The sequence below is a fragment of the Brachybacterium equifaecis genome (assembly GCF_023509525.1).
GTDB classification, from domain to species: domain Bacteria; phylum Actinomycetota; class Actinomycetes; order Actinomycetales; family Dermabacteraceae; genus Brachybacterium; species Brachybacterium equifaecis.
In genome coordinates, this window is sequence record NZ_JAKNCJ010000002.1 from 538503 (window position 1) to 553061 (window position 14559).

The 14559-nt window shown below is 69.0% G+C and carries 10 protein-coding genes and 1 tRNA gene; 4 read left to right on the forward strand and 7 right to left on the reverse strand.

Annotation, left to right across the window (positions count from 1 at the left end; translation table 11 throughout):
- The first annotated feature begins 448 nt into the window (after positions 1-448).
- Complete coding sequence (locus Bequi_RS06935) at positions 449-2005, forward strand: alanine/glycine:cation symporter family protein (RefSeq protein WP_249737215.1); 1557 nt, start codon at positions 449-451, stop codon at positions 2003-2005.
- 238 nt (positions 2006-2243) lie between these two features.
- On the opposite strand, the gene Bequi_RS06940 is transcribed toward Bequi_RS06935, so the two are convergent.
- From Bequi_RS06940 to Bequi_RS06955, 4 genes are all read right to left on the reverse strand, one after another.
- Positions 2244-2942: a hypothetical protein gene (locus Bequi_RS06940; RefSeq protein ID WP_249737216.1), complete on the reverse strand. Its 699-nt coding sequence runs from the start codon at positions 2940-2942 to the stop codon at positions 2244-2246.
- 86 nt (positions 2943-3028) lie between these two features.
- Positions 3029-4033: an aldo/keto reductase family protein gene (locus Bequi_RS06945; RefSeq protein WP_249737217.1), complete on the reverse strand. Its 1005-nt coding sequence runs from the start codon at positions 4031-4033 to the stop codon at positions 3029-3031.
- Positions 4034-4116: 83 nt separating this feature from the next.
- Complete coding sequence (locus Bequi_RS06950; RefSeq protein ID WP_249737218.1) at positions 4117-5733, reverse strand: AbgT family transporter; 1617 nt, start codon at positions 5731-5733, stop codon at positions 4117-4119.
- A 103-nt stretch (positions 5734-5836) separates the two neighbouring features.
- Positions 5837-7216, reverse strand: a complete 1380-nt coding sequence (locus Bequi_RS06955) for a M20 family metallopeptidase (RefSeq protein WP_249737219.1) — start codon at positions 7214-7216, stop codon at positions 5837-5839.
- A 251-nt stretch (positions 7217-7467) separates the two neighbouring features.
- Here Bequi_RS06955 and Bequi_RS06960 point away from each other — a divergent pair, with 251 nt between their 5' ends.
- From Bequi_RS06960 to Bequi_RS06970, 3 genes are all read left to right on the forward strand, one after another.
- Positions 7468-9201 (forward strand): sodium-dependent transporter, encoded by a 1734-nt coding sequence (locus Bequi_RS06960; RefSeq protein WP_249737220.1) that lies wholly within the window; start codon positions 7468-7470, stop codon positions 9199-9201.
- A gap of 1 nt (position 9202) precedes the next feature.
- Positions 9203-9310: a methionine/alanine import family NSS transporter small subunit gene (locus Bequi_RS06965; protein WP_249737221.1), complete on the forward strand. Its 108-nt coding sequence runs from the start codon at positions 9203-9205 to the stop codon at positions 9308-9310.
- A 210-nt stretch (positions 9311-9520) separates the two neighbouring features.
- A tRNA-Ser gene (locus Bequi_RS06970) sits at positions 9521-9605 on the forward strand.
- A gap of 216 nt (positions 9606-9821) precedes the next feature.
- Here the strand turns inward: Bequi_RS06970 and Bequi_RS06975 are convergent.
- The 3 genes from Bequi_RS06975 to Bequi_RS06985 are packed head-to-tail and all read right to left on the reverse strand — an operon-like array spanning position 9822 to position 14490.
- Positions 9822-11786, reverse strand: a complete 1965-nt coding sequence (locus tag Bequi_RS06975; RefSeq protein ID WP_249737222.1) for a glycosyl hydrolase — start codon at positions 11784-11786, stop codon at positions 9822-9824.
- 56 nt (positions 11787-11842) lie between these two features.
- Complete coding sequence (locus Bequi_RS06980; RefSeq protein ID WP_249737223.1) at positions 11843-12580, reverse strand: efflux RND transporter periplasmic adaptor subunit; 738 nt, start codon at positions 12578-12580, stop codon at positions 11843-11845.
- On the reverse strand, positions 12577-14490 hold the full coding sequence (locus Bequi_RS06985) for a glycosyltransferase family 2 protein (protein WP_249737224.1): 1914 nt from the start codon (positions 14488-14490) through the stop codon (positions 12577-12579). The genes Bequi_RS06980 and Bequi_RS06985 overlap by 4 nt, the downstream gene beginning before the upstream one ends.
- Between the last annotated feature and the right edge of the window lie 69 nt (positions 14491-14559).

Below are 14559 nucleotides of genomic sequence, written 5' to 3' on the forward strand. Positions count from 1 at the left end.
GGGCGGCCGGTCTGGGGATGTCTGCGGCCGTCGGAATGAGGGCCCGCCCCCATCGAGGCGTACCTGGCTGTCGGAATCGCGGTCCTATCCGACGCTCACGTACGCCTCGACCTCCGCGGGCGAGGGCGCGACGGGGCTGCTGCGCGGTGTGGCGATGGGCGAGAGGGCAGCGGGGCGAGGTGACGAGAGGTCAGCGGGACGCTGCAGCGCGGGGCGGCGGGGCCTCCTTTGCACAGACTTTCTCCAGCTGATCCAGGAATTGCACACAGATGCCGTCAAAATGCAGTACCTTTGGTCCGATCCTGCACCATGGCAGGCATCACATGCTCGAGTCCTCACCGTGAGCCGACCCCGCCCCACCCAGCTGTCGCGCCGCTCCTCTCCGTGCCGCTCCTCCGCGGACCGGGCGGAGGGGCCGTCCCTTCCACCTCTCCCAGAGGAGCCCCGCATGTTCACAGATCTGGTCGACTCGGCCAACAATCTGATCTGGTCACTCCCGCTCGTCGTCCTCTGCCTCCTGGCAGGCCTCTACTTCTCGCTGCGCACGATGTTCCTGCAGGTCCGGGGCACCCCCGACATGCTCGAGCAGCTCCGCAAGGGCGAGGCCTCGCCCGACGGCACCTCGTCGCTCCAGTCCCTCATGATGTCGCTCGCCGGCCGCGTGGGCATGGGCAACATCGGCGGCGTCGCCACGGCGATCGCCCTCGGCGGCCCCGGCGCCGTGTTCTGGATGTGGGTGATGGCGTTCCTCGGCGCCGCCACCTCCTTCGTGGAGTGCACGCTCGGCCAGATCTACAAGGAGAAGGACAAGGACACCGGCGAGTACCGCGGCGGCCCGGCCTACTACATCGAGAAGGCGTACAAGGGCACCGCTGTCGCAGGCGCTTTCAAGGTCTACGCGATCGTGTTCGCGATCGTGACCGTCTTCGCCATGTGCTTCTTCCTCCCCGGCGTGCAGGCCAACGGCATCGCCGCCTCGGTCGAGAACGCCTGGTCGATCGCCCCGTGGATCACGGGCCTCGTGACCCTCGCGGTCCTCGCCGTCATCGTGATCGGCGGCGTGAAGCGCATCGCGAACTTCGCCGTCGTCGTCGTCCCGGTCATGGCGATCGTCTACATCCTCGCCGTCGCCGTCGTGTTCCTCATGAACTTCGAGCAGATCCCCCACGTGTTCGGGCTGATCTTCTCCAGCGCCTTCGGCATCAACCCGATCTTCGGCGCCATCGTCGGCAAGGCCATCGAGATGGGCGTCAAGCGCGGGCTGTACTCGAACGAGGCCGGCCAGGGCACGGGCCCCCACGCGGCCGCTGCCGCCGAGGTCTCCCACCCCGCCAAGCAGGGCTACGCGCAGTCCTTCGCCGTGTATGTCGACACCCTGTTCGTCTGCACCGCGACCGCCTTCCTGCTGCTGTCGACCAACGCCTTCCACGTCACCAGCCCTGACGGCGAGGTCCTCTACGGCGACGGCATCGTCGCGACCGACGTCGAACCCGGCCCGATCTTCTCGCAGACCGCCTTCGACAGCGTCGTGCCCCACTTCGGCCCGACCTTCGTGGCGCTCGCGCTGATCTTCTTCTGCTTCACGACCATCCTGGCGTACTACTACATGGCCGAGGTCAACCTCGCATACCTTATGCGCTGGGTGCCGAACCGCGCGGTGCGCCGCGTGCTCATCACCTGCCTCCAGGTGCTGATCCTGATCTCGGTGCTCGTGGGCGCCACGTCCACCGGCGGCGCCGCTTGGGCTCTCGGCGACATCGGCGTGGGCTCGATGGCGTGGCTGAACATCGTGGCGATCCTGATCCTGCAGGGCCCGGCCCTGAAGGCGCTGAAGGACTACCACGAGCAGAAGCGCCGCGGCATCGATCCGCAGTTCGATCCGCGCCCCCTCGGCATCATCAACGCCGACTTCTGGGAGGCCCGGGCCGACGGCCGCGCCCGCTCCGGCGCCGACAGCGCCGCGAACGACGCCGGCACCACCGGCACGGGCTCGCACCGACGCTGACCGCTGAGCGGTCCTCCGCTGCAGGAAGCGCCGGCATCCCTCACGGGGTGCCGGCGCTTCTGCGTGCAGGGCGGATGGGGTGCAGGGCTGTGGTCGACCGCGCGCAGGGCAGAGGTGGGCAGGTGCGAAGCCGGGCGAACCGGGGGCCCGGGTTCGGTCCTGCGCGGAGCATTCCGCCCAGCCCGGGCTCTCAGCTCCGCCGATAGGCCGGCCCTCAGCTCCGCTGATCGAGCGGCGCTCAGCTCCGCAGGCCCCCGCCTTCCCGAGTCCCTTCCGCGGGCACCCGCAGCAGGGTCGCCGCTGCGAGTCCCACCCAGGCGATGCCTGCTGCCATCGCCAGCGCCACCGTCAGCTGCGGCGAGACCTCTGCGCCGAGCAGCCAGAGGAGCCCCAGCGGCCCGGCGGCGAGCGCGCCGATGCCCAGCACCGCTCCGACGACGCTCTGCAGGACGGTGCTGATGTTCTCGATGATCACCCCTGCGGCGAGGGCTGCAGCCGAGACCGCCGCGACCATGAGGCCGAGATCCAGCGCGCGCTGAGGCCCGGCGGCCGGCCAGATCCCGGGCTCGGACACGTGGACGGGCCCGATCGTCGACCACCAGCAGGCGGCGCCGGTGACCATCAGAGCGACCATGAGCGGAGCCAGCAGCTCGAACGCGAGGATCTGCACGCGGGTGCGCCGCTTGCGCTCCGAGCTCCAGACAGGGACCAGCATGAAGCCGAGCGCCCCGACGGCCACGCCGACGGCGATCGGCATCGTTCTCGGCACGTCTCCCCATTCGAAGGGGAACTCATAGTTCTCCCGCACCCAGGGGATGCAGATCGCGAGCATCACGAGGCTCAGCACGACGCCGACCACCAGGGCGAGGCGCACGGCTCGGCCCGCGCCCCGCAGGATCGCGAGAGCCGGGCCCGGAGCCTGCTGATCGGCGCTCATCGCTGCTCCCGGATCTGCTCGCATGCCCGCACCCCTGTCTGGGCTCACGTCCGTGCCCGTCTCCGCGCCCGCGCCCCTGCCGTCGCTCAGGCCGGCCGCTGCGCCGGGGACAGGGTCTTGCCCGGATCGGTCTCCGGGATGTCGCCGAGGGCCTCGTCGATCTGCGCGAGGACCTCCGCGGAGAGCCTCACCCCGGATGCCTTCACGTTCTCGGTGACCTGCTCGGGGCGGGAGGCGCCGATGATCGCGCCGGCGACGTTGTCGTTCGAGAGCACCCACGCCACGGCCAGCTGCGCCATGGTGAGGTCCTGCTCCGCCGCGATGGGCTTCAGCTTCTGGACCGCCTCGAGCACGGGGTCGTTCAGGAAGCGCTTGATCATGTCGGCGCCCCCCTTCTCGTCCTTCGCGCGCGAGCCCTTGGGCGCCTCGGCGCCGGGCTCGTACTTGCCGGTGAGGATGCCCTGGGCGACCGGCGACCACACGATCTGCGAGAGCCCGAGCTCGCGGGACGTCGGCACCACGCGCTCCTCGATCACGCGCCACAGCATCGAGTACTGGGGCTGGTTCGAGATGAGCTGGAAGCCGAGCTCACGGGCGAGCTGGTGGCCCGCGCGGATCTGGTCGGCGTTCCATTCGGAGACCCCGATGTACAGGGCCTTCCCGAAGCGGACGACGTCGGCGAACGCCTGCATCGTCTCCTCGAGCGGGGTCTCATAGTCGTAGCGGTGCGCCTGGTAGAGGTCGACGTAATCGGTCTGCAGGCGGCGCAGGGAGCCGTCGATCGACTCCATGATGTGCTTGCGCGAGAGGCCCACGTCGTTGTGGCCCTTCGGGCCCGTCGGCCAGTAGACCTTGGTGAGGATCTCCAGGCCCTCGCGGCGCTCCCCGGCGAGGGCACGGCCGAGCACCTCCTCGGCGGCTGTGTTGGCGTAGACGTCGGCCGTGTCGAACGTGGAGATGCCGGAGTCGAGCGCCGCGCGCACGCAGGCGGTCGCGCGGTCGTCCTCGACCTGAGAGGCGTGGGTGAGCCAGTTGCCGTAGATGATCTCGGAGATCTTGAGGCCGGAGCGGCCGAGGTGTCGATGTTCCATGCGCTCGAGCCTACGCGCCGGGCCGGACGATCGAGCGGCCGCGCCGATCAGGTCCGCTCAGCCCCGCTCAGCTCAGCTCCTCGTCAGTTCCCGAGGAAGATCCCGTTGCCCGGCCCGAGCGGCAGGTCCAGGAAGAAGAAGACCGCGAGGATCGCCGTCCACACCAACCAGAACGGCACCACGAACGGCAGCATCCGGGACATGAGGGTGCCGAACCCGGCGCCCGGCTCGTACTTCCGCAGCATGCCGAGCAGCACGATCATGTACGGGTTCATGGGGGTGATCACCTGCGTGGCCGAGTCGCCCACGCGGAACGCCGCCTGCGTGAACGCGGGCTCGTAGCCGATCAGCGCGAACATCGGCACGAACACCGCGGCCATGATCGTCCACATGCCCGAGCCCGAGATGATGAACAGGTTCAGCACGCTCGCCAGCAGGATGAAGCCGATGACGGCCGGGAAGCCCGTCAGCCCGATCCCCTCGAGCGCCTCGGCGCCGGTGACCGCGATCCACGCCCCGATGCCCGACCAGTTGAACAGGGCGATGAAGTTGCCGAGGATGAACGCGAGCACGATGAACGGCAGCATCTCCTTGAGCGCCTCCGTCATCATCGCGACCGCGTCGCGCGTGGAGCGCAGGGTGCCGGTGATCCAGCCGTAGACCAGGCCCAGCACCACGAAGTACGCGAAGACGATGAACACGATCGACTGCAGCAGCGGCGACTTCGGCAGGAAGCCGCCCTCCTCGTTGCGCCACGGGGAGTCCGGGATCAGCACGGCGAAGAGGATCACCGCCGTGAGCAGCACGCCCGCGATCACGGCGAGCAGCAGTCCGCGGTTCTCCTCGCGGCTCAGCTTCGCGCGCATGTCCTCCTCCTCTGCCGCGGGAGCCACACCAGCGGTGCCGTCGGCGTCATCGGTCTCGACCTCGTCGCGCGAGACGCCCTGGCGCACCACGCGCGGCTCGATCACGCGGTCGATGATGAATCCGGCGACGAGCCCCAGCACCAGGGAGGAGGCGATGTTGAACCACCAGTTCGACACCGGGTTCACCGACTGGGTCTCCAGGTGCGGCAGCGCCTCCATCGCGGAGGTGGTGATGCCGGCGAACAGGGCGTCCAGCGAGGTCGGGAAAATGTTGGTGGAGTAGCCGGCGCCGGCGGCGGCGAAGCCGCCGAGGAGCCCGGCGACCGGGTGGCGGCCCGCGGCCTTGAACACGAGCGCCGCGAGCGGCGGGATCACGACGAATGCCGAGTCGGCCATGATCGAGGCGACCACGCCCACGAAGCCCACCACGTACGGCAGTAGCCATGCCGGGGAGGAGCCGAAGAGCTTCCGGATCCCCGCGCCCAGCAGCCCCGAGTGCTGCGCGATGCCGATCGCGAGCAGGATCGGGAGGACCGTCAGCAGGGGCGGGAAGCCGATGTAGTTCTGGCCGAGGTTCGTGGTGAGCCAGGTGAGGCCCTCCCCGGTGAACAGTCCCTTGATCACGGTGGGCTCGTCGGCCCCGGGAACCTGCACCACCACGCCGGCCAGCGCCATCGCGGTGGAGACGAGGCCGGTGACGAGGAAGAGGATCAGGAACAGCATGAACGGTTCGGGCAGCTTGTTGCCCAGGCGCTCGATGCCGTTGAGGAGGCGGTCGCCGCGGCCAGACGGCGGCGCCGATCCGGCGGGAGCGGTCTGCGGGGTGCTGCTCATGGGGGGCTCCTGAGGAGATGAGGGGAGGCTGCGGTCGGACGGGGTGCGCGGGGCCGACGGGGCCTGCGCCGAGACGGCCTGAGCGGGATGCGCGCGAGCGCGCTCAGTCGAAGAAGCGGGGCACGTCGATCGCGCCGCCGGCCTGCGCGAACTCCTCGGCGACCGCTGCGGCGAGCGCGGGATCGTGGAGGACGTCGAGCACGGTGGCGGCGAGGCCGTAGGCGCCGTCGGCCGCAGCGCTCGCCGCCTCCGGGCTGACGGCCGCGGCCGCGAACTCGCGCGTGTGCAGGGCCGTCTCGGCCGGGGCGATCCGGATGACGGGGTGCATTCCCGGCACGCGATAGGAGACGTTGCCGAAGTCGGTGGAGGCGGCGAGGGTCTCGGAGACGACGCCGCGCGGCAGGGGGTCGCGGCCGCGACGGCGCTGCGCCTGGACCCAGCGTCCGGTGAGCGCCTCGTTGGTGCGCACGGGCAGGGACGGCGGGTGCTCGTCCCAGGTGAGGGTGAGGCCGCAGCCGGCCATCATCGCCGCTCCCCGGGCGACCTCCTCCACGCGCGCCGAGAGATCGCGCAGCGTCGAGGGCGCGAGCGAGCGCACGTACAGGTCGAGGCGGGCGAGGTCGGGGATGACGCTCGCGCGGTCCCCGCCCTCGCGGATCACCGCGTGGACGCGGTCCGACGGCGGGGTCTGCTGGCGCATGAGGCCGATGCCCTGGTACATGAGGCTCGCGGCGTCCAGTGCGTTGCGCCCCATGAAGGGCTGGGCGGAGGCGTGCGCCGTGCGGCCGTGGAACTCGACGGTAAGGGTGCGGCGGCCGAGCCAGGCCTGGTCGGCGAGGTCGTAGCCGTAGGGGTGGGCCATGACGGCCGCGTCGATGTCCTCGAGCGCCCCTTCGCGGGCCATGAACTCCTTGCCCGTGTGGCCCTCCTCGGCGGGGGTGCCGAGGAAGACGACTCTCCCGGGCACCGCGGCGGGGTCCTCCGCGGCGAGGCGTGCGAGGGCGAGGAACGCGCCGAGGCCCATCACGGCGATCACGTTGTGGCCGCAGCCGTGGCCGACGACCGGGAGGGCGTCGTACTCGGCGAGGATCGCGAGGGTCGGCGCCCCGTCGGCCCCGGCACCGATCTCCGCGCGCACGGAGGTCTCCAGTCCGTGCACCCCGACCTGCGCGTCGATGCCGTGCGCGATCAGGAAGTCGGCGAGGGCGCGCGCCGAGCGGCGCTCCTCGAAGGCGACCTCGGGGTGTGCGGCGAGATCGTGCATCAGCGCCACCATCTCCTCGGCATCCTCGGCGACGGCGGACTCGAGCTGATCGTGCAGAGCGGTCGGGGCGCCCTGGTGCTCGGACCCTGGGTGGCGGGTGGTGCGCATCGCCGCCTCGCGCGCCTGGTCGAGCTCGCGGAGGTAGGCGTCCGAGGGGAGGGTGGGCTCCGCCGTCGGAGCGGCCGCGGTGCTGGAGGGGTGCGTCGCTGCATCTGCCATGACCCGACACTAGCCGAAGGTCACACGTCGCGTCCGCGGGACCGGACAATTCCGGCAGGCGTCGCGCGTGATCCGCGTGGACCAGCAGACCAATCGCTCAGAGGGCGCAAGCGCAGTCCGCCATGCGGTCACTCATGGACCGCCTCGCCGTACTCCCCTAGCCTGAGGCGCGCTTCTGCGCCGACGCGGCAGCCACCCTGCTCCCGTCGGCGCGCTCGCACCCTATCCCCCGAGCCCCCGGAAGGGTCCTCATGTCCTCCTCAGTCCCCGCCGGCGCCGCCGGCGCTGCGGGCGCCCCCGAGAAGAAGAGCGCGAACCGCGGCGCCTTCTCCGGTCGCTCCGCGTTCATCTTCGCCGCGATCGGCTCCGCCGTCGGCCTCGGCAACATCTGGCGCTTCCCCGCCGTCGCATACGACAACGGCGGCGGCGCCTTCATGGTGCCCTACCTGATCGCACTGCTGACCGCCGGCATCCCCCTGCTCTTCGTCGACTACGCGATCGGCCACCGCTGGCGCGGATCGGCCCCCCTCGCCTGGCGCCGCCTGAAGCGCTGGAGCGAGTTCATCGGCTGGTGGCAGGTGCTGATCTGCGTCATCATCGCCATCTACTACGCGCTCATCATCGCCTGGTCGCTGAACTACATGGTGTTCTCCTTCGACCAGCGCTGGGGCGACGACCCGGCCGGCTTCTTCATGTCGACGTTCACGCAGTCCCTCACCGGGCCCGACGTCCACATGTCCTTCGACTACGTCGGCGCGATCGTGCTGACGATCATCATCGTCTGGGTCGCGACCCTCGTGACGATGGCGCTCGGCGTGGAGAACGGCATCGCGAAGACCTCGATGATCTTCATCCCGCTGCTGGTCGTCATGTTCCTGATCCTCGTGGTGCGCGCGCTGTTCCTGCCGGGCGCTTTCGTCGGCCTCGACGCGCTGTTCACCCCGAACTGGTCGGCCCTGCTGGATCCGATGGTGTGGATCGCCGCCTACGGCCAGATCTTCTTCTCGCTGTCCGTGGCCTTCGGCATCATGCTGACCTACTCCTCGTACCTCAAGAAGAACACCGACCTCACCGGCTCCGGCCTCGTGGTCGGCTTCGCGAACTCGGGCTTCGAGATCCTCGCCGGCATCGGCGTGTTCTCCGCGCTCGGCTTCATGGCGCAGGCCCAGGGCGTGCAGGTGGGCGAGGTCGTCTCCTCCGGCATCGGACTCGCGTTCATCGCGTTCCCGACGATCATCTCCGCGGCTCCCGGCGGCGCGCTCATCGGCGTGCTGTTCTTCGGCTCGCTCGTGCTCGCGGGCTTCACCTCGATCGTCTCGATCGTGGAGGTCATCATCTCGGCCGTGCAGGACAAGTTCGGCCTGAAGCGCGTCACCGGCACGCTCGTGGTGATCGTGCCGCTCGCGCTGATCTCGATCATCCTGTTCCCGACGACCATGGGCCTCGCGCTCCTGGACACGCTGGACAACTTCGTGAACTCCTACGGCATCGTCGGGGCGGCCTTCGTCTCCACGATCGCCCTGACGTTCATCCTCCGCGCGCTGCCCGCTCTGCGGGACCACCTGAACTTCCGCGGAAGCTTCAAGGTCGGCATCGGCTGGCAGATCTGCGTGGGCATCATCGCCCCGGTCGTCCTCGGGACCACGCTCTTCTTCGCGACCCAGGCTCTGCTCACCGCAGAGGGTCCCTACAGCGACTACCCGAACTGGTTCGTGAACCTCTTCGGCTGGGGCATGGCCTTCGCGCTCATCGTCCTCGCCGTCGTGCTCTCCCTGGCCCCGTGGTCGCGGAACTCGAACCTCGACCAGCTGGATTCGGACGGCGACGAGATCGCTCCGGCGCTCGTCCCCGGCGAGCCGCTGAGCGTCGCGACCGCGCCCGACGGCTCCACCGCCTCCACCCCCCACGAGCTGCGCCAGCCCTCGACCCGGATGTACACGGGCCTCGCGGGCGCAGCGGGCACCACCACCCCGGAAGGACGCTGACATGTCGGTCTCGGCCATCATCATGCTGCTCATCGCGATCGGCACGGTCTGGGGCGGTCTCGTCCTGGCGATCGTGAACATCGTGCGCCACCCGGAGATCGACGACTGATCTCCTCTCGCGCCGCCGCCCGAGCCCGCTCCGGCGGCGGCGCGCCTGCACAGAGCGCCCGTTCCCGATCTCGGGGGCGGGCGCTCTGCTGTGCACGGCAATGCTCAGGACGGCGATCGGCGCTCCGATGTGAGATGGGTCCGAAGGTTGCCGCCCGCGGAGAGAGGCGGACTGGACGTCCTGTAGTCTGGTGCCTGCTCTCAGAGCACTGGAGGATTCGCCTAGCGGCCTATGGCGCACGCCTGGAACGCGTGTTGGGTGCAAGCCCTCGGGGGTTCAAATCCCCCATCCTCCGCCGTGGAACAGCCTCTGACCTGTGTGAATAGCACCGGGTCGGGGGCTGTTCGCGTATCCGGGGGCGGCTCCCGCCTCCGCCCCGGCTCCCCGGCCCCCGCACCCCCCCGCTTCCGCCTCCGCCCCCGCACAGAACGAGACCGCCCTTCTGTGCCAGAAAGCGGCACAGAAGGGCGGTCTCGCGGAGTCAGCGGGCGGGCCGCACGAGGTCAGATCGTCAGCGGCTCATGATGTACGCGTACATGTACGAGCGCGTGTTGCCGTCATCGATCCACTCGTCCGAGAGCGTCTGGGCCTGCTGCAGAGCCGCGGCCTTCTGCTCCTCGCCGCCGAGCGCGGAGTACATCAGCAGCCAGTCGCCGTAGGTCTGGTTGTAGCCTCCGGCGGCGGTCGCCTCGCCGATGTTGGTGTCCACGCGGGCCGGGTCCACGCCCAGGAAGTCCGAGCTCGGGCTCAGCGGGAGGGCGAGGATCGCGAGCATCGCCGCCGGCTCCGGGGAGAACCAGGTGGCGTAGTCGCGCTTGGCCCCGAAGTTCAGCGGGATCACCGTGTGGCCGTAGCCCTGGTAGACGTCCTCCGAGCGATCGAAGTTCGTCCAGTAGCTCAGGGCGGAGCTCGCCTCGTTCGCCATCATCCACTGCGCCTGGGCGGCGAGCGGATCGTTGCCGGACGCCTCGGCCCACAGCTGGAGGCCCGCGTAGGCGTTGACCGCCTCCGAGGAGGACTCCTGGTTGTTGCCGTCGGCGAACGGGGAGGTGCCCGAAGCCCACGAATGCGACTGGTAGACGTCGAACGTGCGGCGCACCGGCAGCTCGCCGGTGGTGGCGTCGTTCGCGATGTCGGCCGCCAGCAGATCCATCACCGGCGCGAACTCCTCGACCAGAGCCGGGTCGTCCTTCGCCACCACGCCCGCGGCATAGAGGAAGTATCCGTAGTGGAAGTGATGGTCGTTGTACTCCTCGGAGCCGAATGAAGGGGTCAGCCCGATCACTCCCTTGTTCTTCGCGTCATAGGCGAAGCAGAACGCGTCGCGCTCGGAGCAGCCGTCGGCCTGGGTCCACTGGCGCATCTGCGTGAGAAGGCGCTCCCTCGCCGTCGCCGCGGCCTCATCGGCTCCGACCTGCGAGGCGATCGAGTAGAGCATCGCATCGCGGTAGAGCGCCTTGCCGCCGAAGTAGGTATCGGCGGGGTACTCGGGCGTCGCTCCGACGTCTTCAGCGACCTGCTGGGCCAAGAGCTCCCTCTCGGACTGAGAGAGCCCGCTCAGATCGAGCTGCGCATTCACCGTCTGCTTCGGGGCACCCCAGCTGAGCTCGGTGCCTGAGCACAGAGAGAGCTCTCCGAACACCGAAGGATAGGTGCCGAGATCGCAGGTCAAGCCGACGAGCGACTTCTGCTGGTGCGGCATGGCGACGAACGCCGTCTCGCCGCCGCCAGCCGTGATGTACCCGACGGTGGTGGTGACGGAATCAGCCCCCACCTCGTACGTCGCGGAGGTGCTTGTGAGCGGATCGGCTGCAAGCCCAGCGAGTGCGGCGGCGTCTCCATCCTTCGGCACCGCGAACCAGGAGACGGTCGCTCCCTCCGGCACGTTCACGACGCTGCCGTCGAGGGTCGCCCCCTCTCCGAGCACCAGCCCGTAGACATCGCCCCCGAGATCGACCTCGTAGTGGTCTCCGGTCTGGACGAACTGCTGGTCGAGGGTGAGCTCGGCATCCTTGACGGCAGTGAAGCTGACGATCGGTGAGCCTTCGGCGATGACCGTGTCCCCGATCGCACCGCCGCTGGCGTCCTGCGCCTGCACCGTCACGGAGGCATCGTCGTAGGCGGAGACGACGCTACTGCCGGCATTAGCCACGGTGACGGAGACTGCGGGATTGAAACCGCTGGCGATCGTCTTCTCGGTCACCGCGACGGCGGGCATTCCGAACGCGAAGCCGCCCCCCTGGAGACCGAAGCTCAACGGGAGGGGGAACACGGGCTGCGCCTCGTCGCCGAAGACCAGCCCGGAGAACCAGCGGTTCGTGGGCGGCACGAGGCCCTCCCCAAGGCGCGCGGGCTTGAGGTCAGTCGGCGTCGTGTATTCGGGAACACCTGCCGTGAGGGACTGCACCTGCTCGACGCTGAAGACATCGCCGGAGGAGCTGCCTGTGGGGCCCGTCGGCGCGGGACCCTCGCCCATGCATCCGGCGAGTAGAACGGTGGCTGTCACGAGGGCGGCTGCGCGGACCCGGCGGGTCATCGCAGGCCGATCTTCTGGAGGAAGTCCATCATGGCGTCGGCCGGTCCGGCGAGGAAGCCCTCGCTTCGAAGCTGAACCGTGACGATCACCGGCGCCCCGTCCGTCGCCAGCAGGGTCAGATCGGACTCGTCGAGCTCCTTGCTGATGATCCGGGCTTCGGTGAAGGCCTGGCCCTCCTCCGTCGTCACCTGCGCGGAGACCACCTCGCCCGTCACCGTGGTGTTGTCCGGGAGGAGGATGGTGGCCTTCGCGCCCTGCTCGAGGCGGCCGTAGTCCCGCGGAGAGAGCTGGAAGTCAGCCATCACGGTACGGGGCGTGGACTGGACGATCGTCGCCAGCGGGGTGGAGCCGATGATGTAGCCGCCCTGGATGGCATTGAGCTCGGTGATCGTGCCGTCTGCCGTCGCCTTGTAGACGACGGTGCCCTCGGCCGGATTGATGTCCGTGGCGATGTCCGAGGAGGGCTCCACGCCGTTGGCTGCGTCCGCCAGGAGCGCAGGGCTGGAGAGTGTGAAGAGGACCTGGCCCGCGGTCACAGTGTCCCCGAGCTCGACCTGCTGATCCGTGACGATGCCCGTGTACTGGGCTCCGATCACGAACCGGGGCTGCTCGATGACCGCAGTGGTCGACTGCACATGAGCCTGGCGCTGGGTGAACACGAGGATGAGGAAAGCGAGAACGGCGAGCAGCAGGATCGCAGAGCCGAGCAGACGGAAGCGGTTGCTCCAGGTCATCGGGGGTTCCTTCCGGAGGAGGTGTCGTTGGTCGCGGAGTGCGTGGAGCCGGGGTTCTCAGCGGGGTCGCTGGTCCAGGCGTCGGTGGAGGGGCCGTCAGGACTCGGGCGCTCTGCCACCGCGGTCGCCGCGCCGCTCACCATTCGGCGCCGCCTTCCCCGGCGGTGAGACTCCTCTTCCGGCGTGACCGGAGGGGCGACACGCGAAGGGGTGAAGGACCGGCCCAGGGGCGGCGGGAGCGCCCGGCCCAGCGACTGCGAGGTGTCCGGCTCGGTCGGCTCCATCCCGAGCTCGTAGAGAATCGTGTCGGCCGGGGTGGTCATCGGCGCCGGAGCGGCGAGGAGGCTTGTGACCCATTCGTTCTTCAGCGCGAGTCCCGGATCGGTCTCGCCGTTCCGGCGCGTCTCGCGCTGCTCGCCGAAGGCGACCAGGATGAAGACGCCGAGGATCACAGTGTTCAGACCTGCCCAGAGCGTCGCGATCGACAGCTCGCTGTTGATGTCGTCCCGCCATGCGCCGACGAAGGTGGTGACGAGCAGGAGGATGAAGGTGAGCACCTGCGGGATCATCACGTTGAACGGGGAGCGCCGCTTGACCGTGCCGGTCACGCTCCACGCCTGGTCCCGGCCGATGATCACGTTGTAGAGGGCCTTCGCGTAGATCGGGAAGGAGCAGGCCGCGAGCATCAGGACCTCCCAGCGGAAGGAGCCCAGGGTGAAGAACGCCAACGCCACCTGCACGACGTAGAAGCCTGCGTAGAACAGCGCCCAGGTCTCCCATGTGACGTCCAGGGAGACCGGCCGGAGATCGAAGAAGATCTCGAGCACGGGGACCAGCAGGAGCAGACCGGGGACGATGCCCGTGAGGTAATGGCTCGCGGTCACGAAGTACATCAAGCGCTGATCCAACGTGAGCCGACGCCGGGGGCTCAGAGGATTCGACTGGAGCAGGATCTCGAAGCCACCGGTCGCCCAGCGCAGCTGCTGCTTAGAGAACGCCTCGATCGTGTCGGGGGCGTCTCCGATCGCGAGAGTCGTCGGGAGGAAGATGGACTTCCATCCGCGCTCGTGGAGCTTCAGGGAGGTCCAGACGTCCTCGGACTTCGACTCGGTGTACATGCCGCCGATGTCGTCGATCGCTGCGCGACGGAACACCACGTTCGTGCCCACGCAGAACGCCGCGTTGAAGTGGTTGCGTCCGGGCTGCAGGAAGCGGTAGAACATCGCCTGCATGTAGCCCGCTCCGCGCGAGATGAAGTTGTGCAGGTTGCCGTATGTCTGCGGCGACTGCACGAAGGCGACCGTCTGGTTCTCGAAGAACGGCAGCGTCTCCTCCAGCAGCCCCGGCAGCGGGATGAAGTCAGCGTCGAGGATGACGTAGAACTCCCCGGAGGTCATGCTCAGCGCATGGTTGACGTTGCCGGCCTTCGCGCCGTTGCTCGACAGGCGGCGGATGTACCGGCAGCCGATCTCCTCAGTGAGGGCCCGGACCTCATCGGAGTGGCCGTCATCGAGGATCCACACCGTGTGCTTGCCGCGCACGTTCATCGCTGCCGTCGCAGTCCTGCGGATGACATCGATCGGCTCGCCGTAGACCGTGATGAAGATGTCGACGGTGATCGGCTTGCCGTTCAGGCGCATCGGCCACGCGGACGGCGTCTCCTTCAGGCCCTTCTTGAGGATGCTCTTGGCGCTGTACAGGTTGTCGCGAGCACGGAAGTAGTCGAACGTGCGCACCTCCTTGGAGCCCGCCAGGATCGTCCACATCGCGAAAAGTGCGTGGAAGAGCAGGATCGCCTCGGAGATGATCACGATCAGCCAGGGGAGGAGGTCGCCGCGATGGCTCGGCTGGAGCAGGAAGCCCGCATAGCCGAGGACGCCGATCGTCGCGATGATCGTCATCACGATCATGACGGGCGAGTATCGATCGCGAACTGCTTCGCGCCTACTCACAGGGTCGAAGCGGTCCACTGCCGCATA

What these genes read in the sequence shown, in the direction of transcription:
- Bequi_RS06935 (WP_249737215.1), top strand. Translation starts at nt 449, where the DNA reads ATGTTCACAGATCTGGTCGACTCGGCCAACAATCTGATCTGGTCACTC.
- Bequi_RS06940 (WP_249737216.1), bottom strand. Translation starts at nt 2,942, where the DNA reads ATGAGCGCCGATCAGCAGGCTCCGGGCCCGGCTCTCGCGATCCTGCGG.
- Bequi_RS06945 (WP_249737217.1), bottom strand. Translation starts at nt 4,033, where the DNA reads ATGGAACATCGACACCTCGGCCGCTCCGGCCTCAAGATCTCCGAGATC.
- Bequi_RS06950 (WP_249737218.1), bottom strand. Translation starts at nt 5,733, where the DNA reads ATGAGCAGCACCCCGCAGACCGCTCCCGCCGGATCGGCGCCGCCGTCT.
- Bequi_RS06955 (WP_249737219.1), bottom strand. Translation starts at nt 7,216, where the DNA reads ATGGCAGATGCAGCGACGCACCCCTCCAGCACCGCGGCCGCTCCGACG.
- Bequi_RS06960 (WP_249737220.1), top strand. Translation starts at nt 7,468, where the DNA reads ATGTCCTCCTCAGTCCCCGCCGGCGCCGCCGGCGCTGCGGGCGCCCCC.
- Bequi_RS06965 (WP_249737221.1), top strand. Translation starts at nt 9,203, where the DNA reads ATGTCGGTCTCGGCCATCATCATGCTGCTCATCGCGATCGGCACGGTC.
- Bequi_RS06975 (WP_249737222.1), bottom strand. Translation starts at nt 11,786, where the DNA reads ATGGGCGAGGGTCCCGCGCCGACGGGCCCCACAGGCAGCTCCTCCGGC.
- Bequi_RS06980 (WP_249737223.1), bottom strand. Translation starts at nt 12,580, where the DNA reads ATGACCTGGAGCAACCGCTTCCGTCTGCTCGGCTCTGCGATCCTGCTG.
- Bequi_RS06985 (WP_249737224.1), bottom strand. Translation starts at nt 14,490, where the DNA reads ATGATCGTGATGACGATCATCGCGACGATCGGCGTCCTCGGCTATGCG.